Below are 20448 nucleotides of genomic sequence, written 5' to 3' on the forward strand. Positions count from 1 at the left end.
GATCACCATGCCTGCCCGCGAACTGCAAGAACAGCTCAACACCCTGCGCGAGCAACTGGAGCAAAACCCGCCGCTGTCGCTGGAAGAGCGTGAGCAACTCCAGGTGCTGATGCAGCAAATCGATGCCCAGATCAAACTGGAAGCGGCAACCCAGGACACCAACCTGGTCGACGGCGTCAACCTCGCCGTGGAACGCTTCGAGGTCGATCACCCGGGCCTGACCGCCACCTTGCGCAATATCGTTCAGAGCCTGCAAAGCATGGGGATCTGAACCCACCCCGCTCAAATAAAAAGCCCTGTCGAGACTAATGCCAGTCAGTTAAACCAGTTGGGGCCGCTTTGCGGCCCTTCGCGAGCAAGCTCGCTCCCACACAACCTACAACTTGGCTAGGTCCTGTGGGAGCGAGCTTGCTCGCGAAGGGCTGCAAAGCAGCCCCAACATAGGCGCCAAAACGCTAACTGACTGGCATTACCGTCGAGACGGGGCTTTTTCGTTACTGCCGGACCAACCGACGGTTATCCGGGGTCACCGGGCCGAGGCTGCGGTACGGGTTGATGTCCAGCCCGCCACGGCGCACATAGCGCGCATACACCGTCAGGTGCTGCGGATCGAGCAGACGCTTGAGGTCGAGGAAGATGCGCTCCACGCACTGCTCATGGAAGTCCGCATGCTGGCGGAAACTGATCAGGTACGTCAGCAGGCTTGCCGCATCCAGCTCCGGGCCGCGGTATTCGACGACCACGCTGCCCCAGTCCGGCTGACCGGTGACCGGGCAGTTGGACTTGAGCAAATGGCTGTGCAGGGTCTGCTCGACCACCTTGTCCTTGTTGCACCGCAGCAGTTCAGGTTGCGGTTGCTCGTAGTTGCTGATGCTCACGTCCAGCGCGTCGATGCACTGACCTGGCAGCCCGGCCACGCCTTCTTTTTCCACATCACCCAGACTGCGGATGCGCACGCTCACCGGCTTGCCGGCGGCCGCACCGAGGTCTTTTTCCAGACAGGCCTGCAGCGCCTGTGGCGAGTCGAAGGCGGTCTGGTTCAGCGAATTGAGGTAGAGCTTGAAGGACTTGGATTCGATGATGTTCGGCGAATTCGCAGGAATGGCGAACTCACCAATGGCCACCACTGGCTTGCCCGACGGCAGCAGCCAGGACAGCTCGAAGCAGTTCCAGAAATCGGTGCCGTACCACGGCAGGGTCTCGGCGCTGACGCCCAGCTCGGCCCACTTGGCGGTACGCGGGATCGGGAACAGCAACGAAGGCGTGTAGGTGGAAACGTATTCGCTGGATTTACCCAGCGGGGAATGTTCTGCAGCGGGGTGCATGGCTCAAACCTGAAGGACGAAATTGCCGTAGTTTATCGGGTTTGAGCCTGCCTTTGGTCATTGCGCGATAGTCAGCTTGCCAACCATCCCGGCCTGATAGTGCCCCGGCACGTTGCAGGCGAACTCGATCGGGGTCGACTGGCTGAAGGTCCAGGTCAATTCACCGCGCTGGCCCGGCGCGACCATCACCATGTTCGGCTCGTCATGCTGCATCGCACCGTGGTCCATTCCCCCATGGCCCATGCTGGCGTGATCCATCGTCGCCATCGCCAGCATTTCCTTCTGGTGCTGCGCATGCATGGCCGCATCGCCAAGGTTGAACTCGTGGGCGACCTGGCCCTTGTTGATCACCACGAAGCGCACCGTCTCGCCGGCCTTTACTTCAAGGTTGCGCGGTTCGAAGTACATGTCGCCCAACACCACCTCGACGGTGCGCGTGGCCTTGGCCGCTGGCGCCGGCTGGCCAAAGGCGAACCCGTGTGCGTCCGGCGCGGCCATGGCCGGAAGGCTGAGCAGCGCAAGGACGGCAGCGGTCATCAGGGATTTCATCGGGGTGTTCCTCATCATCGATTGCTTCATGCCGCCATTGTGTAAACCCGGCGCTGGCGTCCACCTGACGAAAAGATTACAACTTTGTCAGCTTCGCCCTGCCTGAATGCAGGAAAGGTATAACGTCATCGCCCCACCGCCACCGAGAACCCCATGAAACTGTTGATCGTCGAAGACCAGGCCAAGACCGGCCAGTACCTGCGCCAGGGCCTCAGCGAGGCCGGGTTCAGTACCGAGCTGGCCAGCGACGGCGACACCGGCCAGCACCTGGCGCTGACCGGCGACTACGACCTGCTGATCCTCGATGTGATGCTGCCCGGTCGCAATGGCTGGCAGATTCTCCAGGCTGTGCGTGACGCCGGCCTGAATGTGCCGGTGTTGTTCCTTACCGCCCGCGATGCCGTGGAAGACCGGGTCCACGGCCTGGAACTGGGCGCCGACGATTATCTGGTCAAGCCGTTCGCCTTTTCCGAGCTGCTGGCGCGGGTGCGAACCCTGCTGCGTCGCGGCCTCAACCCGGCCCAGGAAACCACCCTCGGCCTGGCCGACCTGCGCCTGGACCTGATCCGTCGCCGGGTCGAACGTGGCGGCCAGCGCCTGGACCTGACCGCCAAGGAGTTCGCCCTGCTGGAACTGCTGCTGCGGCGCCAGGGCGAGGTGCTGCCCAAATCGCTGATTGCGTCGCAGGTCTGGGACATGAATTTCGACAGTGACACCAACGTCATCGAAGTGGCGATCCGCCGGCTGCGCCTGAAGATCGATGATGCCCACGATAACAAGCTGATCCACACGGTACGCGGCATGGGCTATGTGCTCGAAGAGCGTCCGGCCTGATGCTCCGGCTGTCCCTTGGCGCCCGCCTCGCCCTGCTGTTCGCCGGCTGCACCGCCGTGGTGTCGCTGCTGGCGGGGATTCTGTTCAGCCGCGCCAGCGAAACCCACTTCATCGAACTCGACCAGCAATTGCTCAACAGTCGCCTGCCGGTCCTGCAGCGCATGCTCGAGGGCGTGCACAGCAGTGCCGACCTCGCCTTGCGCCTGCCGGCCCTGCAGAGCGAATTGAGCCACCAGTCCGATCTGGCCCTGCGTATCCGTGGCACCGACGGCGAGATCTGGTTTGACAGTCGCGCGGGCCTGCCCGATGCGCCGGCAGGGCCTGGCCTGAACACCCTGCGCGCCGAGCATGCCGACTACCGCACCCTCGGCGTGCAACTGCCGGACCTGCAACTGACGCTGCTGCTCGACATCACCCACCACCAGCATTTCCTGCAACGCATGCAGCGGCTGATCTGGCTGACCGTCGGCTTCTGCGCCCTGGCCACTGCCCTACTCGGGGTCTGGGCTGCGCGCAGCGGCCTGCGCCCGTTGCGCCAGATGGGCGAGATTGCCGCCAGCGTTTCCGCACGCTCGCTGACCACCCGCCTGCCGGTGGGACAGATGCCAGTGGAGCTGGCGGAACTGGCAACCACGATGAACGCCATGCTGGAGCGCCTGGACGACGCCTTCCAGCGCCTATCGGCCTTCTCCGCCGATATCGCCCATGAATTACGCACGCCGCTGTCGAACCTGCTGACCCACACTCAGGTCACCCTGACCCGGCCGCGCAGCCTGGACGAATACCGCGAAGCGCTGCACGGCAACCTCGAAGAGCTGCAATGGATGGCGCAACTGGTCAACGACATGCTTTACCTGGCCAAGGCCGACCACGGCCTGCTGATGCCCAACCGTGAGCCATTGGCGTTGCATGAAGAGGTCGATGCGCTGCTGGAGTATTACGCGCCACTGGCCGAGGACGCCCAGGTCCGGCTGGCGCGCAACGGCGCCGCCACGCTGGACGGCGACCGGCATATGCTGCGCCGCGCCCTGTCCAACCTGCTCGACAATGCGCTGCGCTACACCGCACAGGGAGGGGATATTCAGGTAGGTATCGCGGAAAGTGGCGGGCAACTGCGCCTGGAAGTGGCCAACCGCGGCGAGCCGATCGATCCTGCGCTGCTGCCGCGGCTGTTCGATCGTTTCTACCGCGCCGACCCGGCACGCCGGGCCGGCAGCAGCGAACATGCGGGGCTGGGCCTGGCAATCACCCAGTCCATCGTCCGAGCCCATGGCGGGACGCTGCGCGCCGAATCGGCCAATGGCTGGACGCGTTTCATCATCCAGCTACCGGCCGCCTGACAACGCCGTTTACTCGTAGCGCAGCGCCATGGCCGGCTCGACCTGCGATGCACGCCAGGCCGGGTAAATCGTCGCGAGGAAGCTCATCACCAGGCCGGCGCTGCAGATCAGCGCCACATCGCCCCACTGCAATTCCGACGGCAGCGAGCTGATGAAATACACGTCAGAGGTGAAGATATGCTGGCCGCTGATGCGCTCCAGCCAGCCCACCAGCGCGCTGACATTCAACGCCGCTAACACCCCGAACACGCCGCCGATCAGGGTGCCGACCACGCCAATCAGACTGCCCTGAACCATGAACGCGCCCATGATCTGCCCAGGTGTAGCGCCGATGGTGCGCAGGATGGCGATATCCGCGCCCTTGTCGTTCACCACCATGATCAGCGTGGCGATGATGTTGAACGCCGCCACCGCGATGATCATCAGCAGCAACAGACCGATCATGGTTTTTTCCATCTTCATGGCGCTGAACAGGCTGCCCTGGGTGTGGGTCCAGTCATCGGCGCGGTACTGATCGCCAAGCCCCGCGACAATCGCGGCAGACACCGCCGGCGCCGCGTACAGGTCCTTGAGCTTGAGGCGCACGCTCTGCACCTGGTTCGGCTCCCAACGCTGCATCTGCGCGGCGTCGGCCACATGGATCATGCCCATGGAACCGTCCAGCTCGGCGCCAACCTTGAAGATCCCGACCACATTCAGGCGCTGCATGCGCGGGGTGATGCCACCCGCTTCGCTGCTGACCTCGGGGACGATCAGGGTCAGCTTGTCGCCGACGCTCAGGCGGAATCGCCGTGCGGTGATTTCACCGATGACCACGCCGAACTCGCCTGGTTTGAGGTCTTCCAGACGCCCCTGAATGATGTGCTCGGCGACGATCGAAACCTTGCCTTCCTGCTCCGGGTCGATGCCGTTGATCTTGATCGGCTGCATCGAGCCCTTGTAGGAGAGCATCCCTTCCATTTCGGTGAAGGGCACTGCAGCGATGACTTCGGGGTTCTTCAGCGCGGCGGCGGCCACCGGCTGCCAGTCGTCCAGCGGCTTGACGCCAACGATGGTGGCGTGCGGCACCATGCCGAGGATGCGCGAGCTCATCTCGCGCTGGAAGCCGTTCATCACCGACAACACCACGATCATCGCCAGCACGCCCAGGGACAGGCCGATCATCGATGTCATGGAAATGAACGAGATGAAATGGTTGCGGCGCTTGGCGCGGGTGTAGCGCGCGCCGATGAAAATAGACAAGGGTCTGAACATGAACGGATGCACCCAGCAAGAATAACGGCCAGGGCGCCCGGCAACGGCACGGGCGCCCTCCTCGAATCAGATCGGAACCAGGTGACCCTCTTCCAGGCGCAGCACACGATCCATCTGCCGCGCCAGGTTCAGGTCATGGGTTACCACCAGGAACGCGGTCTGCGACGAGCTGCTCAGCTCGCGCATCAGGTCCTGGATGCCTTGGGCGGTGTGCTGGTCGAGGTTGCCGGTGGGCTCGTCGAGCATCACCAGGCCCGGGCGGTTGACCAGGGCGCGGGCGATCGCCACACGCTGGCGCTCTCCACCGGACAGTTCGGACGGCTTGTGGCTCAGGCGGTGACCGAGACCGACGCGCTTGAGCAGCGCTTCGGCACGCTCGCGGGCTTCCGGGATCGGCGTGCGGCCGATCAGCAGCGGCATGCACACGTTTTCCAGCGCGGTGAATTCCGGCAACAGGTGATGGAACTGGTAGACGAAGCCCAGCGCGCGGTTGCGCAGCAGGCCGCGGGCACGCTCGCCGAGGGCCGAAAGCTCCTCGCCGGCCAGCCAGACGCTGCCCTGGCTCGGCGTATCGAGGCCGCCCAGCAGGTTGAGCAAGGTGCTCTTGCCCGAACCGGAACTGCCGACGATCGCGACCCGCTCACCGGGGAGCAGCTCCAGTTGCAGGTTCGACAGCACCTGCACCGACTCCGGGCCTTCCTCATAGGATTTGCCCAGGTTGCGGCAACTCAGTACGGCTTTATCACTCATGCCCAACTCACTCATAACGAAGCGCCTCCGCAGGCTGGGTACGTGCCGCACGCCAGGCCGGATACAGGGTGGCGAGGAAACTCAGGACCAGCGCCGCACCACAGACCATCCACACGTCTTCGGCCATGATCCGCGACGGCAGGTAGTCGATGAAGTAGACATCGGCGTTGAGGAACTTGTGACCGATCAGCCGCTCGAGGCCGGCGATGGCGGCGCTGACATTGAGCGCCGCAAGGATTCCGACCGCGGCGCCGATGGCCGTGCCGACCACGCCGATCACCGTGCCCTGGACCATGAAGATCGCCATGATCTGCCGCGGCGTCGAACCGAGGGTCCGCAGGATCGCGATATCGCCGCGCTTGTCGTTCACCACCATCACCAGCGTGGAAATGATGTTGAACGCCGCCACCGCGACGATCAGCAGCAGCAACAGGCCGATCATGGCTTTTTCCATGCGGATCGCCTGGTACAGGTTGCCGTAGCTGCGGGTCCAGTCGCGGGCGTAGAACTCCTGCTCGCCCAATTGCCGGGCAATGTTGTAGGCGTTGCGCGGGGCCTCGAACAGGTCGTCGAATTTCAGCCGCAGGCCCTGGACCTGATCAGCTTTCCAGCGGTGCAGGCGGGACAGGTCGGAGAGGTTGGTCAGGCCCAGGTAGCCGTCGATTTCACCGGCGCCGACATGGAAGATGCCGGTCACGGTGAAACGCTTCATGCGCGGGAACATCCCGGCCGGGGTGACGGTGACCTCGGGCGCGACGAAGGTCAGCTTGTCGCCGACGCTGACGCCCAGTTTGGCGGCCGCCTTGTCGCCGATCATGATGCCGAAGCTGCCGGGTTCCAGGTCTTCGAGACGGCCTTCGCGGATGAAGTCGCCGATAATCGATACCTTGCGCTCTTGCGCCGGGTCAACACCGTTGAGCAGTACCTTCTGTACCTTGCCTTCGTGGGTCAGCAAACCCTGCATCTGAGTGAACGGCGCCACCGCCAGCACGGACGGATTCTGCTTAACTCTATCGGCAAGGGCTGGCCAATCGCTCAGCGGTTGACCGGTCTCCAGCGTGGCATGAGGGACCATGCCCAGTACGCGGGTACGCATCTCATGATCGAAGCCGTTCATGACCGAGAGCACCACGATCATCACCACCACGCCGAGGGCGAGGCCGATCATCGAGGTCAGGGAAATGAACGAAACGAAGTGATTGCGCCGCTTGGCACGGGTGTAGCGCGTACCGATGTATACGAAAAGAGGTCTGAACATGTCGGGGCTTGTTCGGATGAAAGAGGAACGTCCTTGTGGCGGGGCCAGGACGGCGGATTTACACTCAGACCACCGCCGCTACCATGGGTTCGCCATGTCGACAATAGATGAAGAAGATCGCCGCGAATACTACCGTATCGAGGACCGGATCGCACTGGAAATTACCCCTCTGAGCGCGGCTGAAGCCCTTGGCACAGACTTGTTGCAGGATGATTCACCGCTGTTCAATCTGCTGAGCGAACTGCACCTCAGCGAGTTCGAATCCCAGCACCTGCTACGCCAGCTCAGCGAAAAGGATCGCACCCTGGCGGCCTTCCTCAAGGCCCAGAACAAACGCATCGACCTGCTCAGCGCAGTGGTGGCGCAGACCCTGATCGGCGAGATTGGCGCGCCGCAGCCGGTCATCCTGTCCGAAGGCGGTGTCGAGTTCACGCACGCCAGCGCGTTCACGCCCGGCAGCCGCGTGGCACTGAAAATGGTGCTGATGCCGCGAGCCTCGGGCTTGCTGTTGCGAGCGAAGGTCACGCACTGTGACAAGAAGGCCGACGGCCATTACGAGATCGGCACCGAATTCGTCGATATCAGTGACGCCCAGCGTCAACTGCTGGCGCGCTACATCCTGCAACGGCAGGCGCAACAGCGCCGCCAGGCCCTGGAACAGAACGGCCCGGCAGCCTCCTGAGCTTCAGTCTTTCTTGAAGGAACAAACGTGACCCAGATTTACGGCCATCGTGGCGCCAAGGGCGAAGCCCCCGAGAACACCCTGACCAGCTTCCAGCAGTGCCTGAAACACGGCGTGCGGCGTTGCGAACTCGATCTGCACCTGTCAGCCGACAACGAGCTGATGGTGATCCACGATCCTACCCTCAAGCGCACCACCGGCCGTCGCGGCAAGGTGGTGGAGCACAGCGCTGCGGAGCTTGTGACCTACGACGCACGCAACGGTGGTCCGGGCTGGGTGCAGCCGTGCCCGATTCCGCGCCTGGAAGAGTTGTTCGAGAAATGCCCGTTCGAGCACTGGCAACTGGAGGTCAAGAGCGCCTCGCGTACCCGCGCCGCCACCACGGTCCTGGCCATCCGGGAAATGGCCCAGCGTTTTGGCCTGCTCGACAAGGTGACCATCACCTCCAGCTCGCGGGAAGTGCTCGCCGCCGCCCTGGAACTGACGCCGGACATCTCACGTGGACTGGTGGCGGAATACACCTGGCTCGACCCGCTGAAAGTCGCGCAGAACTATGGCTGTGAACTACTGGCACTGAACTGGACGCACTGCAGCCCCGAACGCCTGGCCAAGGCCCAGCGCCAGGGGCTGCATGTGTCGGTGTGGACGGTCAACGAACCGGCGCTGATGCGTCGGCTCGCTGACTTCGGCGTAGACAGCCTGATTACAGACTTTCCCGGTTTGGCCACTGCCACCCTCGAGAATCGCTGAAATCGGTCTCCCCGGCCGGCTCAGGCCACCGGCCGGAGCCGCTCAAAAAAGCCGGTTGAGGCCGTCGTACGCAGCCACCCGATAGGCTTCGGCCATGGTCGGGTAGTTGAAGGTGGTGTTGACGAAGTACTTCAGCGTATTGCGCTCACCCGGCTGGTCCATGATGGCCTGGCCGATGTGGACGATCTCCGACGCCTGGTAGCCGAAGCAGTGCACGCCGAGGATTTCCAGGGTTTCGCGGTGGAACAGGATCTTCAGCATGCCTTGCGGCTCGCCGGCGATCTGCGCACGCGCCATGCTCTTGAAGAACGCCTTGCCGACTTCGTAAGGCACCTTGGCCTGGGTCAGCTCCTGCTCGTTCTTGCCGATCGAGCTAATCTCCGGAATGGTGTAGATCCCGGTCGGCACGTCGTTGACGAAGCGCCAGCTACCGTTATCGACAATGCTGCCGGCCGCCGAGCGACCCTGGTCGTGGGCAGCGCTGGCCAGGCTTGGCCAGCCGATCACGTCACCGGCGCCATAGATGTTAGGCACCTGGGTCCGGTAGGCTTCGTCGACTTCGATCTGGCCACGGCTGTTGACCTTGATACCGATGTTTTCCAGGCCCAGGCGGTCGGTGTTGCCGGTACGGCCGTTGCACCAGAGCAAGGCGTCGGCCTTGATCTTCTTGCCCGATTTCAGGTGCAGGATCACACCGTTGTCCAGGCCTTCGACACGCTCGTAGTCTTCGTTGTGACGAACAGTGATGTTGTTGTTGCTGAAGTGGTAGCTCAGGGCCTGGGAGATTTCCGAGTCCAGGAAGCTGAGCAACTGGCCACGGTTGTCCACCAGTTCCACCAACACGCCGAGACCACTGAAGATCGACGCGTATTCGCAGCCGATCACACCAGCGCCGTAGACGATCAGTTTGCGCGGGGTGTGGCCGAGGCTGAGGATGGTGTCGCTATCGTAGATACGCGGGTGGTGGAAATCGATATCGGCCGGGCGATAAGGACGCGAGCCGGTAGCGATGATGATGTGCTTGGCCACCAGTTTCTCGACCACACCGTTGGCGCAGACTACTTCGATGGTCTGCTCGTCGGCGAAGCTGCCGGTGCCGACGAACACGTCGACGCGGTTACGGGCGTAGTAGCCGGTACGCGAAGCGACCTGCTTGGAGATCACCTTTTCCGCACTTTTCAGCACGTCAGGGAACGAGAACCAGCGCGGTTCACCAATGGCCCGGAACATCGGGTTGGTGTTGAACTGCATGATCTGGCGCACCGAGTGACGCAGGGCCTTGGACGGGATGGTGCCCAGATGGGTGCAGTTGCCGCCGACCTGACGACGGCTATCGACCATCGCAACCTTGCGTCCTGCTTTGGCGGCATTCATTGCCGCCCCTTCTCCTGCGGGGCCGGAACCCAGCACCACTACGTCGTAGTTGTAGACAGCCATGCGTACTCCTTCAGAACAGGCCCGGGCGCCACGCCGGCGGCCGGGGCTTCGATCATGACGCCTCGGGGGGCGCCATGAAAAAATTCGGGTGCAGTCTAATCAAGCTTGAACGGCGCGCACATTAACCCTTGGTCGCGTCGTAGGCTATTTTTCTCTGCACTACATGCAAGACATTCATTTCTCGTTCGTTGCGTCGCCCGTTCCGACGATTCGCTCGAATGCCGGGGTCACACGGGCAATGAAACCCGTCTCGGCCCGCACCACAAACACGGCGGCGAGGTCCTGTGCCACGGCAAACTCCCAGCCCTGCTCCGGACCCAGTATCAGCAACAGCGTGGAATAACCATCAGCCACCAGCGCGGAGGGATCGAATACCGTCACCGCCGCCAGCGCATGCGCGACCGGCCGGCCAAGACGGGCGTCGAAGGTGTGGGAAAAACGCTGGCCATTCTCCTCGAAATAGTTGCGGTAGTCACCCGACGTCGACACACCAAGGCCGTCGATACTGAGCACCTGCTGGGCAATCTGGCGGTCTTCGCGCGGCAGCTCCAGGGCGACCCGCCAGGGACTGTCGTCAGGCTTGTGCCCCACGGCCTTGAGCTCTCCCGTGACCTCCACCAGCATATTGTCGATGCCCAGGGCGCGCAGGTGCTCGACGATCAGATCAACACTGTAGCCGGCGGCGATGCTGTTGAAGTCCAGCTCCAGGGCGATGTCCTTGCACAACTGCTCGCCGTCGATGCGCAGATGGCCTTGGCCAATACGCCGGCGCACCTCTGCCAGCCGGGCCGGATCGGGGATCTTTTCCTCCCGCGCCTGGGGACCGAACCCCCACAGGTCCAGCAGCGGCTCGACACTCAGGTCGAACGCCCCGCCACTTTCGCGCCACAGCGTGTCGCCCAGCCGCACCAGTTTGAGCACACCTTCCGGCATGACCTGGCAACTGCCTGCGGGCAGACGATTGAAGCGGGCAACCATGGAATCGCTACGGTAGGTGGAAAACTGCTGGTCGATGCTCGCGAGAATGCCCTCGATCTCGCGCTGTACCTGCTCTGCATCCGGACCCTCGGCGGGCCGCACGTACTGCACGGTGTAGCTGCTGCCCATGGTGGGGCCGCTGATGCGCTCGACCGGGTCGTCCTTTTCGCAGCCAGCCAACATCAACACAGCACAGAGGGTGCCCAGGGCTGCTTTCAAAACGCTCCTCCTTACCCGGCCGGCTTCACAACGCTCAAAAAAAACGGGAACCCGTAGGCTCCCGTTCTTTTCAACACACCAAGAAGCTTAGCGTGGGAATGCAGGCGGGTTCACACCAGCCATGTCTTCCATCACGCGCACTACCTGGCAGCTGTAACCGAACTCGTTGTCGTACCAGACGTACAGAACAACGCGGCTGTCGTTGCAGATGGTCGCTTCGGCGTCGACCACACCCGCGTGGCGGGAGCCGACGAAGTCGGTGGAGACCACTTCCTGGGAGCTCACGTAGTCGATCTGCTTGTGCAGTTCCGAGTGCATGGCGGTCTGACGCAGGTACTCGTTGATCTCGTCGCGCGAGGTCGCCTTTTCCAGGTTCAGGTTCAGGATGGCCATGGAGACGTTCGGCGTCGGAACGCGGATGGCGTTGCCGGTCAGCTTGCCCTTCAGGACAGGCAGAGCCTTGGCGGCGGCGGTAGCAGCGCCAGTCTCGGTGATCACCATGTTCAACGGCGCGGCGCGGCCACGACGGCTGCCCTTGTGGAAGTTGTCGATCAGGTTCTGGTCGTTGGTGAACGAGTGAACGGTTTCGACGTGGCCGTTGATGATGCCGTACTTGTCATTCACGGCTTTCAGCACCGGCACGATGGCGTTGGTGGTGCAGGAAGCGGCGGAGATGATCTTGTCGTCGGCGGTGATTTCGCCATGGTTGATGCCGTGAACGATGTTCTTCAGCGCGCCCTTGCCAGGTGCGGTGAGGATCACGCGGGCAGCGCCCGGGCAGGCCAGGTGCTGGCCCAGGCCGTCGGCGTCACGCCATACACCGGTGTTGTCGACGATCAGGGCATTGTTGATGCCGTACTGGGTGTAGTCGACTTCACTCGGGCTCTTGGCATAGATCACCTGGATCAGGTTGCCGTTGGCGGTGATGGTGTTGTTTTCTTCGTCGATGGTGATGGTGCCATCGAACGGACCGTGAACCGAGTCACGGCGCAGCAGGCTGGCACGCTTGACCAGATCGTTCTCGGCGCCTTTGCGCACAACGATGGCCCGCAGGCGCAGGCCGTCGCCGCCACCGGTTTTCTCGATCAGGATGCGCGCCAGCAGGCGGCCGATACGACCGAAGCCGTACAGGACAACGTCGGTGCCTTTACGTGCGGAGGCGTTCTGCTGACCGACGACTTCAGCCAGTTCTTCGCGAACGAACTGCTCGGCGCTACGGCCATTGCCTTCCAGCTTGAACTTGTTGGCCAGCTTGCCGAGGTCAACCGAGGCAGCGCCCAGTTTCAGCTCGCTCATGGCCTTGAGCAGGGGGAATGTCTCGTGGACGGACAGTTCGGTTTCGTCAGTCTGGCGATGGCGAGCAAAGCGGTGAGCCTTGAGGATCGCGATCACCGAACGGTTGATCAGGCTACGGCCATAGATCGAGCTCACCACGTTGTTATTGCGGTAGAGCTGACCGATAAGCGGGATCATCGCTTCTGCAAGTGCTTCACGATCGATCCACTCACCAAGACACTGGTCGGGCTTCTGAGTCACGGGAACCTTCCACATGTAGGGACAGAAAAAAGGGGCTACATTATGACGCCGCATATCGCTTCGAGCAATGAGCGCCTGTCGACAGTCCCACCTGAAAGGATTTTGCCCGCTGCACGCCTGACAGCACGGGCATTGGCCCGTTACAATCGGCCTCTTTGTCGCAACGCTTGGAGCTCGACCTCCCGTGCCTGTTCTGCGTCTACCGCACCTTCCGGCCACTGCCGGCAAACAAACCTGGGGCAACCTGCCCGGCGCCGCACTCAGCCTGGCCATCGCCGAAGCTGCCAGTGCCGCCAAACGCTTCACCCTGCTGCTGACCGCCGACAGCCAGAGCGCTGACCGGCTGGAGCAGGAGCTGCGTTTCTTCGCGCCTGAACTGGCGGTATTGCCGTTCCCCGACTGGGAAACCCTGCCCTACGACCTGTTCTCGCCGCACCAGGACATCATTTCGCAGCGGATCGCCAGCCTGTACCGGCTGCCGGAGCTGGACCACGGCATTCTCGTGGTGCCGATCACCACCGCCCTCCATCGCCTGGCGCCGACCCGCTTCCTGCTGGGCAGCAGCCTGGTGCTGGACATCGGCCAGAAGCTCGACGTCGAGCAAATGCGCACGCGCCTGGAAGCCAGCGGCTACCGCTGTGTCGACACGGTCTACGAGCATGGCGAGTTCGCCGTCCGCGGCGCGCTGATCGACCTGTTCCCGATGGGCAGCAAGCTGCCCTACCGGATCGACCTGTTCGACGATGAAATCGAAACCCTGCGTACCTTCGACCCGGAAACCCAGCGTTCCATCGATAAGGTCGAGTCGGTGCGCCTGCTGCCCGCGCGGGAATTCCCGCTGCAGAAGGACGCCGTCACCCGCTTCAAGGCGCGCTTTCGAGAGCGCTTCGACGTCGATTTCCGCCGCAGTGCGATCTTCCAGGACCTGACCAGCGGGATCATCCCCGCCGGCATCGAGTACTACCTGCCGCTGTTTTTCGATGAAACCTCGACCCTGTTCGACTACCTGCCCCAGGACACCCAGGTGTTTTCCCTGCCGGGCGTGGAACAGGCCGCCGAACACTTCTGGAACGATGTGCGTGGCCGCTATGAAGAGCGCCGCATCGACCCGACCCGCCCGCTGCTGCCGCCCGCCGAGCTGTTCCTGCCGGTGGAAGACTGCTTCGCCCGGCTCAAAGGCTGGCCGCGCATCGTCGCCAGCCCGGACGACATCGAGGGCGGTGGCGGCCGTGAGCGCTTCCCGGCGCGCAAGCTGCCGAACCTGGCCATCGAAGCCAAGGCCAGCCAGCCGCTGGCCGCGCTTTCGGCGTTCCTCGATGATTTCCCCGGCCGGGTGCTGTTCACTGCCGAGTCGGCGGGTCGCCGTGAAGTGCTGCTGGAACTGCTCGAACGCCTGAAGCTGCGCCCGCAGACCGTGGAAGGCTGGGAAGACTTCGTCACCGGCAAGGACCGCCTGGCGATCACCATCGCGCCGCTGGACGACGGCCTGGTACTCGACGACCCGGCCGTGGCGCTGGTCGCCGAAAGCCCGCTGTTCGGCCAGCGCGTCATGCAGCGCCGGCGCCGGGAAAAACGTAGCGACGTCAACAGCGACGCGGTCATCAAGAACCTCACCGAACTGCGCGAAGGCGCGCCGGTGGTGCATATCGACCACGGCGTCGGCCGCTACCTGGGCCTGGCGACACTGGAAATCGACAGCCAGGTCGCCGAGTTCCTCACCCTCGAATACGCCGAGGGCGCCAAGCTCTATGTACCCGTCGCCAACCTGCACCTGATCGCCCGCTACACCGGCAGCGACGATGCCCTGGCGCCGCTGCACCGGCTCGGCTCCGAGACCTGGCAGAAAGCCAAGCGCAAGGCCGCCGAACAGGTCCGCGACGTTGCCGCCGAATTGCTCGACATCTACGCCCGCCGCGCCGCGCGCAAAGGCTACGCCTTCGCCGACCCGGCCGCCGACTACGCCACCTTCAGCGCCGGCTTCCCCTTCGAGGAAACCCCGGACCAACAGTCCGCCATCGAAGCCGTGCGCGAAGACATGCTCGCCGCCAAGCCGATGGACCGCCTGGTCTGCGGCGACGTCGGCTTCGGCAAGACCGAAGTGGCGATGCGCGCGGCGTTCATCGCCGTGCACAGCGGCCGTCAGGTGGCGATCCTAGTGCCGACCACCCTGCTCGCCCAGCAGCACTACAACAGCTTCCGCGACCGCTTCGCCGATTGGCCGGTGAGCGTGGAAGTGATGAGCCGCTTCAAGTCGGCCAAGGAAATCAGCAGCGCCATGGCCGAGCTGGCCGAGGGCAAGATCGACATCGTCATCGGCACCCACAAGCTGTTGCAGGACGACGTCAAGTTCAAAGACCTGGGCCTGGTCATCATCGACGAAGAGCACCGCTTCGGCGTGCGCCAGAAAGAGCAGCTCAAAGCCCTGCGCAGCGAAGTCGACATCCTCACCCTGACCGCCACGCCAATTCCGCGCACGCTGAACATGGCGGTGTCGGGCATGCGCGACCTGTCGATCATCGCCACCCCGCCGGCGCGGCGCCTGTCGGTGCGGACCTTCGTCATGGAGCAGAACAAAAGCACCATCAAGGAGGCACTGCTGCGCGAGCTGTTGCGCGGCGGTCAGGTCTACTACCTGCACAACGACGTGAAGAGCATCGAAAAATGCGCCGCCGACCTCGCCGAGCTGGTGCCTGAGGCGCGCATCGGTATCGGCCACGGGCAGATGCGCGAGCGCGAACTCGAACAGGTGATGAGCGACTTTTACCACAAGCGCTTCAACGTGCTGATCGCCTCGACCATCATCGAGACCGGCATCGACGTGCCGAGCGCCAACACCATCGTCATCGAGCGCGCCGACAAGTTCGGCCTGGCGCAATTGCACCAGTTGCGCGGCCGGGTCGGACGCAGCCACCACCAGGCTTACGCCTACCTGCTGACGCCACCGCGCCAGCAAATCAGCGCCGACGCGGAAAAGCGCCTGGAAGCCATCGCCAACACCCAGGACCTGGGGGCCGGCTTCGTCCTGGCAACCAACGACCTGGAGATCCGCGGCGCCGGCGAGTTGCTCGGCGAAGGCCAGAGCGGCCAGATCCAGGCCGTCGGATTCACCCTGTACATGGAAATGCTCGAACGCGCGGTCAAGGCCATCCGCAAGGGCACCCAACCGAACCTCGACCAGCCGCTGGGCGGCGGACCGGAAATCAACCTGCGGTTGCCGGCACTGATTCCCGAGGATTACCTGCCCGACGTCCATGCCCGTCTGATCCTGTACAAGCGCATCGCTTCGGCGATGGACGAGGAAGGTCTCAAGGACCTGCAAGTGGAGATGATCGACCGCTTCGGCCTGTTGCCCGAGCCGACCAAGAACCTGGTACGCCTGACCCTGCTCAAGTTGCAGGCGGAAAAGCTCGGCATCAAGAAAGTCGATGCCGGCCCCAATGGCGGCAAGATCGAGTTCGAGGCCGAGACACCGGTCGATCCGCTGGTGCTGATCAAACTGATCCAGGGTCAGCCCAAGCGCTACAAGTTCGAAGGCGCCACGCAATTCAAGTTCATGGTGCCCATGGAGCGCGCCGATGAACGATTCACCACACTGGAAGCGCTGTTCGAGCGCCTGACACCGAAAACCGCTTGAAGGAAGATCCATGCGCGCCATTCGTAACCTGAGCCTGCTGCTGGCGCTGTGCTCGCCAGCAGCCTTTGCCGACACCCAATACCTGATCGAGATGATCCTGGTGCGGCAGAACGCCGTGCCTGCTGTCACCAGCCAGTTCGCCCCGGAAAACTGGAGCGATGGCGCCAAGCCGGTCGCCGACTACGACATTCGCCAGCCGCTCCTCACCGAGCAGGCCGAACGCCTTGCCGCCGACAGCCAGTACACCGTGCTGCTGCACAAGGCCTGGCAGCAGAACGTCGGCGCCGAAGGCTCGAAAATCGCCTTCAGCGACGGCCAGGAACAGTTCGGCCACTTCCCCATCGAGGGCAACCTGAGCGTGAGCGAAGGCCGCTTCATCGGCGTCGAAGCCACTCTGTGGGTCAACCAGTTCGACGCCAATGGCGGCGTACTCCAGAGCGAGCAGTTCAAGCAAAGCAACAGCAACGTCAAGAACGCCGAGCTGACCTACCTCGATGGCGGACACCTGGCGCTGGTGTTGAAGATTCGCAAGGCCGGTACTCCCGCCAACGCAGCGCCCGACCCTGCACTGATGGAGCAGTAACGGAATGCCGGGGCCGCTCGATTCGCTGCTTGCCGACGGCAAGTGGAAAGAGGGATTCAGCCACAACGCCCTGAGTCGAGGACTACGTTATGCAGAAGATCAGCGTGTCAGCATCAAGAGCAACGGCGGCGACATAATCCTCGCCACCTGCGCAGGCTCAGGCGGCAATCGTTACCAGCAGACCATTTCCGCCTTCACTCGCGCGGGACGTCCCGGGCTTGTCTGCCGCTGCTCGTGCCCGGTCAGCCAGAGCTGCAAGCACTGCGCCGCCGTGTTGTTCCATGCTCAGCAAAAGCTCACGGCCGGCACAGGGCAGGAAATGCCCAGCGACCTGCAAACCTGGCTGGACGGCCTCGAGAAACCTCGCGCGGACAGCGGCGCGGCCAAACCGGACCGGCAGGGTCGTGGCGTCTACTACTTCATCCGGCTCGAAAACGGTACGCCCTTCCTCAATGTGAAGAAGGGCACGCGCCAACCCGATGGCCGCATCCAGGTTGCCCGGCTGCAATCGATCTATGACCTGCTGTACGAACCGCCGAAGTACGTGATGCCCGAAGACCGCGAGATTCTTCTGCGGCTCAACCGCAAGCCCGGCAGCTACCAGATGAGCTTCCCGCTAGACGATCCACATGACGGCGAACTGTTCCAGCAAGCCCTGGACACCGGCCGACTGATGATCGACGAGGACATGCCTCCCGTGCAGCCCGGCCCTTCCCGGCACGGGGAGTTTCGCTGGGTACGCATGAACAACGGCAACTACCGCGGCGACTGGTATGACGGCGAGGAGCCCGTGGGCATGACACTCCCCTTCCAGCCGCTGTATTACCTAAGCGGACTGACCTTGCAGGCCGGCCTGCTCCAGCACGACCTGGACCCTTACGTCGCCCTGCAACTCACCCGCGCCCCGGACGTTCCGGAACCGCTGGTGGCACAACTCAGCCACCGCCTGAGCGCGCTGAATCAGCAGGTCCCGACCCCGACAAAATTGCAGGAAGAAACAATCGACCATCTAAGCCCCGCTGCCCACCTGATCCTGGGCAGCCACGAATTCAGCGCCTACGCCCCGAAAACCGGGCGCATGCAACGGCAACTGCAACACCGCGCCGCGCTCTCTTTCAACTATGACGGCGTCCGCGCCAGTGGCACCGACGGAAAATCCCCGACCCGCCTGGTCGGCAGCACCACCCAACATATTCAGCGCGACACACAGGCCGAACAGGCGTTCAGGAAAACCCTGCAACGCTGGGGCTTCAAGGTCGCCACCCGGCAAAGCAAGGCGCTGCCGGAGACTGCCGGGGAACTGCTCCTGCTCGACACCGACCAGCAGTGGCTGGCATTCGCCCGCGAGGGCATCCCGGCGTTGCGCGAGGCCGGCTGGGAGCTGGAGATCCACGATGACTTCGCGTTCATCCTGCAGGAGGTCGACGACTGGTACGCCGATATCGAGGAGAACCCCAGCCAACAGTGGTTCGACCTGGAACTGGGCATCGTCGTCAACGGCGAGCGTCACAGCCTTCTGCCGATCCTCCTGCACCTGCTGCGCAGCAACCCCGAACTGCTTCGGTCCGGCGAACTGGCCAGACGCGGTGACGACGAACACCTGCTGATCGACCTGAATCGCCACCGCCATGGCAGCGCCGCAGCCCGAGTCGCCCTGCCCTACGCGCGCATCAAGCCGCTGATGGCCACCTTGGGCGAGCTGTACCTGACCGAAAATGATGGCCGCTCACTGCGTCTTGCCGCACCGGATGCGGCGCGCCTGAGCAACCTGGACGAGGTGCCCCTCACCTGGCTCGGCGGCGAACGTGTACGCGACTTTGCGACGCGCCTGAAAAGCGCCCAGTACACCGAAGTCCAGGCACCGGAAGGCCTCAATGCAACACTGCGCCCCTATCAACTGGAAGGCCTGAGCTGGCTGCAAACACTGCGCAGCCTGGACATCGGCGGCCTGCTCGGCGACGACATGGGCCTGGGCAAGACCCTGCAGACCCTCAGCCACGTGCTGACGGAAAAGAACGCCGGCCGCCTGCAGAGCCCGGCACTTGCCGTCATGCCCACCAGCCTGATCCCGAACTGGCTGGACGAAGCCGAGCGCTTCACCCCGCAACTGCGCGTGATCGCCCTGCACGGGCCGGGTCGCACCAAGCACTTCGCCAACCTGAAGGACTACGACCTGGTGCTCAGCACCTACGCGTTGCTGCCCCGGGACCTGGAGCACTTCACCCCGATCGACTGGCACCTGGTGATCCTCGATGAAGCGCAAAACATCAAGAACGCCACCAGCAAGGCCGCACAAGCCGCGCGCGAGCTAAAGGCCACCCAGCGCCTGTGCCTGACCGGCACGCCCATGGAAAACAACCTCGGCGAACTCTGGTCGATCTTCCACTTCCTGATGCCGGGCTGGCTGGGCGACAGCAAACGCTTCGCCCGCGACTACCGCACCCCGATCGAAAAACATGGCGACGGCGAGCGCATGAGCCATCTGGCCGGCCGCATTCGCCCGTTTCTGCTGCGCCGTACCAAGGAGCAGGTGGCCAAGGAACTGCCAGCCAAGAGCGAGATCATCCACTGGGTCGACCTCAGCGATGCCCAGCGCGATACCTATGAAACGGTGCGCGTGGCCATGGACAGCAAGGTCCGCGCCGAAATCACCCGCAGCGGTGCGGCGCGTAGCCAGATCGTCATCCTTGATGCCCTGCTGAAGCTGCGCCAGGTGTGCTGTGACCTGCGCCTGGTGGCCAACGCCAATGTCAAAGGTCCGCAGTCCGACAAGGGCAAGCTGGGCAGCCTGATGGACATGCTCGATGAGCTGCTCAACGAAGGCCGGCGCATCCTGCTGTTCTCGCAGTTCACCTCGATGCTGGCGCTGATCGAAGAAGAACTGCAAAAGCGCAAGGTGAGCTACAGCCTGCTGACCGGCGACACCAAGGACCGCCGCACGCCCGTGCAGCAGTTCCAGAACGGCGAAACGCCCGTGTTCCTGATCAGCCTGAAAGCCGGCGGCACCGGGCTGAACCTGACCGCAGCCGATACGGTGATCCACTACGACCCCTGGTGGAACCCGGCCACGGAAAACCAGGCCACCGACCGCGCCTACCGCATAGGTCAGGACAAGCCGGTATTCGTCTACAAGCTGATTACCCGCGGAACCGTGGAAGAGAAGATCCAGAAGCTGCAAAAAGACAAAGCCGCCCTGGCTGCGGGGTTGCTTGAAGGGAATGAGGCGGGCCAGTGGAAGCTGGCGGCGGACGATATCGAAGCGCTGTTCGCGCCGCTGCCGGAAAGCAAGAAAGCCAAGTGATGAAGGCAACAGCCCGCC

General features: G+C 63.4%; 16 protein-coding genes. 8 read left to right on the forward strand and 8 right to left on the reverse strand.

The genetic code is table 11. The features are described 5' to 3' along the window. The first annotated feature begins 7 nt into the window (after window positions 1-7). Window positions 8-271 carry a DUF4404 family protein gene (locus HWV67_RS29475; protein ID WP_095157892.1) on the forward strand — a complete coding sequence of 88 codons (264 nt, stop codon included), beginning with the start codon at window positions 8-10 and terminating at the stop codon, window positions 269-271. 223 nt (window positions 272-494) lie between these two features. Here the strand turns inward: HWV67_RS29475 and queF are convergent, their stop codons facing one another. Both queF and HWV67_RS29485 read right to left on the reverse strand, forming a co-directional pair. After that, window positions 495-1325, reverse strand: coding sequence for an NADPH-dependent 7-cyano-7-deazaguanine reductase QueF (queF, locus tag HWV67_RS29480; protein WP_175653780.1), 831 nt, complete (start codon window positions 1323-1325; stop codon window positions 495-497). Between the two features lie 57 nt (window positions 1326-1382). Then, complete coding sequence (locus tag HWV67_RS29485; RefSeq protein WP_175653781.1) at window positions 1383-1874, reverse strand: cupredoxin domain-containing protein; 492 nt, start codon at window positions 1872-1874, stop codon at window positions 1383-1385. A gap of 153 nt (window positions 1875-2027) precedes the next feature. On the opposite strand from HWV67_RS29485, the gene HWV67_RS29490 reads away from it, so the two are divergent. Together HWV67_RS29490 and HWV67_RS29495 are read left to right on the forward strand one after the other, a co-directional pair. Next, on the forward strand, window positions 2028-2708 hold the full coding sequence (locus HWV67_RS29490) for a heavy metal response regulator transcription factor (RefSeq protein WP_175653782.1): 681 nt from the start codon (window positions 2028-2030) through the stop codon (window positions 2706-2708). Beyond that, window positions 2705-4048: a heavy metal sensor histidine kinase gene (locus tag HWV67_RS29495; RefSeq protein WP_175653862.1), complete on the forward strand. Its 1344-nt coding sequence runs from the start codon at window positions 2705-2707 to the stop codon at window positions 4046-4048. The genes HWV67_RS29490 and HWV67_RS29495 overlap by 4 nt, the downstream gene beginning before the upstream one ends. Window positions 4049-4057: 9 nt before the next feature. Here the strand turns inward: HWV67_RS29495 and HWV67_RS29500 are convergent, their stop codons facing one another. The 3 genes from HWV67_RS29500 to HWV67_RS29510 all read right to left on the reverse strand — a co-directional run bounded on the left by HWV67_RS29500 (window position 4058) and on the right by HWV67_RS29510 (window position 7310). Beyond that, a complete protein-coding gene (locus tag HWV67_RS29500; RefSeq protein WP_175653783.1) occupies window positions 4058-5302 on the reverse strand; it encodes a lipoprotein-releasing ABC transporter permease subunit in 1245 nt (414 codons plus the stop codon). A gap of 66 nt (window positions 5303-5368) precedes the next feature. Beyond that, window positions 5369-6052, reverse strand: a complete 684-nt coding sequence (gene lolD, locus HWV67_RS29505) for a lipoprotein-releasing ABC transporter ATP-binding protein LolD (RefSeq protein ID WP_175653784.1) — start codon at window positions 6050-6052, stop codon at window positions 5369-5371. Window positions 6053-6059: 7 nt separating this feature from the next. Then, a complete protein-coding gene (locus HWV67_RS29510) occupies window positions 6060-7310 on the reverse strand; it encodes a lipoprotein-releasing ABC transporter permease subunit (protein WP_095157907.1) in 1251 nt (416 codons plus the stop codon). A 94-nt stretch (window positions 7311-7404) separates the two neighbouring features. Between HWV67_RS29510 and HWV67_RS29515 the strand changes: the two genes are divergently transcribed. Together HWV67_RS29515 and HWV67_RS29520 are read left to right on the forward strand one after the other, a co-directional pair. Continuing rightward, window positions 7405-7992, forward strand: coding sequence for a PilZ domain-containing protein (locus HWV67_RS29515; protein ID WP_095157909.1), 588 nt, complete (start codon window positions 7405-7407; stop codon window positions 7990-7992). Between the two features lie 27 nt (window positions 7993-8019). Further along, a complete protein-coding gene (locus HWV67_RS29520; protein ID WP_095157911.1) occupies window positions 8020-8742 on the forward strand; it encodes a glycerophosphodiester phosphodiesterase in 723 nt (240 codons plus the stop codon). Between the two features lie 42 nt (window positions 8743-8784). On the opposite strand, the gene sthA is transcribed toward HWV67_RS29520, so the two are convergent. The 3 genes from sthA to HWV67_RS29535 form a co-directional block, all read right to left on the reverse strand. Next, complete coding sequence (gene sthA / locus HWV67_RS29525) at window positions 8785-10179, reverse strand: Si-specific NAD(P)(+) transhydrogenase (protein ID WP_095157913.1); 1395 nt, start codon at window positions 10177-10179, stop codon at window positions 8785-8787. Between the two features lie 174 nt (window positions 10180-10353). After that, window positions 10354-11376: an FAD:protein FMN transferase gene (locus HWV67_RS29530; RefSeq protein WP_256680232.1), complete on the reverse strand. Its 1023-nt coding sequence runs from the start codon at window positions 11374-11376 to the stop codon at window positions 10354-10356. Window positions 11377-11463: 87 nt separating this feature from the next. After that, the gene (locus HWV67_RS29535) at window positions 11464-12927 is read right to left on the reverse strand and encodes a glyceraldehyde-3-phosphate dehydrogenase (protein WP_095157917.1); all 1464 of its coding nucleotides are present in this window, start codon (window positions 12925-12927) and stop codon (window positions 11464-11466) included. Window positions 12928-13096: 169 nt separating this feature from the next. Here HWV67_RS29535 and mfd point away from each other — a divergent pair, with 169 nt between their 5' ends. The 3 genes from mfd to HWV67_RS29550 are packed head-to-tail and all read left to right on the forward strand — an operon-like array spanning window position 13097 to window position 20430. Next, window positions 13097-16546, forward strand: coding sequence for a transcription-repair coupling factor (gene mfd / locus HWV67_RS29540; RefSeq protein ID WP_175653785.1), 3450 nt, complete (start codon window positions 13097-13099; stop codon window positions 16544-16546). 10 nt (window positions 16547-16556) lie between these two features. Further along, window positions 16557-17129 carry a CsiV family protein gene (locus tag HWV67_RS29545; RefSeq protein ID WP_175653786.1) on the forward strand — a complete coding sequence of 191 codons (573 nt, stop codon included), beginning with the start codon at window positions 16557-16559 and terminating at the stop codon, window positions 17127-17129. 4 nt (window positions 17130-17133) lie between these two features. Then, on the forward strand, window positions 17134-20430 hold the full coding sequence (locus HWV67_RS29550; RefSeq protein WP_175653787.1) for a DEAD/DEAH box helicase: 3297 nt from the start codon (window positions 17134-17136) through the stop codon (window positions 20428-20430). Window positions 20431-20448: the final 18 nt, after the last annotated feature.

The sequence above is a fragment of the Pseudomonas sp. Marseille-P9899 genome, assembly GCF_903166565.1.
In the GTDB taxonomy this organism is placed as follows: domain Bacteria; phylum Pseudomonadota; class Gammaproteobacteria; order Pseudomonadales; family Pseudomonadaceae; genus Aquipseudomonas; species Aquipseudomonas huaxiensis.

What these genes read in the sequence shown, in the direction of transcription:
- HWV67_RS29550 (WP_175653787.1), top strand. Translation starts at nt 17,134, where the DNA reads ATGCCGGGGCCGCTCGATTCGCTGCTTGCCGACGGCAAGTGGAAAGAG.
- lolD (WP_175653784.1), bottom strand. Translation starts at nt 6,052, where the DNA reads ATGAGTGATAAAGCCGTACTGAGTTGCCGCAACCTGGGCAAATCCTAT.
- HWV67_RS29500 (WP_175653783.1), bottom strand. Translation starts at nt 5,302, where the DNA reads ATGTTCAGACCCTTGTCTATTTTCATCGGCGCGCGCTACACCCGCGCC.
- HWV67_RS29490 (WP_175653782.1), top strand. Translation starts at nt 2,028, where the DNA reads ATGAAACTGTTGATCGTCGAAGACCAGGCCAAGACCGGCCAGTACCTG.
- HWV67_RS29485 (WP_175653781.1), bottom strand. Translation starts at nt 1,874, where the DNA reads ATGAAATCCCTGATGACCGCTGCCGTCCTTGCGCTGCTCAGCCTTCCG.
- HWV67_RS29515 (WP_095157909.1), top strand. Translation starts at nt 7,405, where the DNA reads ATGTCGACAATAGATGAAGAAGATCGCCGCGAATACTACCGTATCGAG.
- HWV67_RS29510 (WP_095157907.1), bottom strand. Translation starts at nt 7,310, where the DNA reads ATGTTCAGACCTCTTTTCGTATACATCGGTACGCGCTACACCCGTGCC.
- HWV67_RS29545 (WP_175653786.1), top strand. Translation starts at nt 16,557, where the DNA reads ATGCGCGCCATTCGTAACCTGAGCCTGCTGCTGGCGCTGTGCTCGCCA.
- HWV67_RS29475 (WP_095157892.1), top strand. Translation starts at nt 8, where the DNA reads ATGCCTGCCCGCGAACTGCAAGAACAGCTCAACACCCTGCGCGAGCAA.
- queF (WP_175653780.1), bottom strand. Translation starts at nt 1,325, where the DNA reads ATGCACCCCGCTGCAGAACATTCCCCGCTGGGTAAATCCAGCGAATAC.
- HWV67_RS29535 (WP_095157917.1), bottom strand. Translation starts at nt 12,927, where the DNA reads ATGTGGAAGGTTCCCGTGACTCAGAAGCCCGACCAGTGTCTTGGTGAG.
- sthA (WP_095157913.1), bottom strand. Translation starts at nt 10,179, where the DNA reads ATGGCTGTCTACAACTACGACGTAGTGGTGCTGGGTTCCGGCCCCGCA.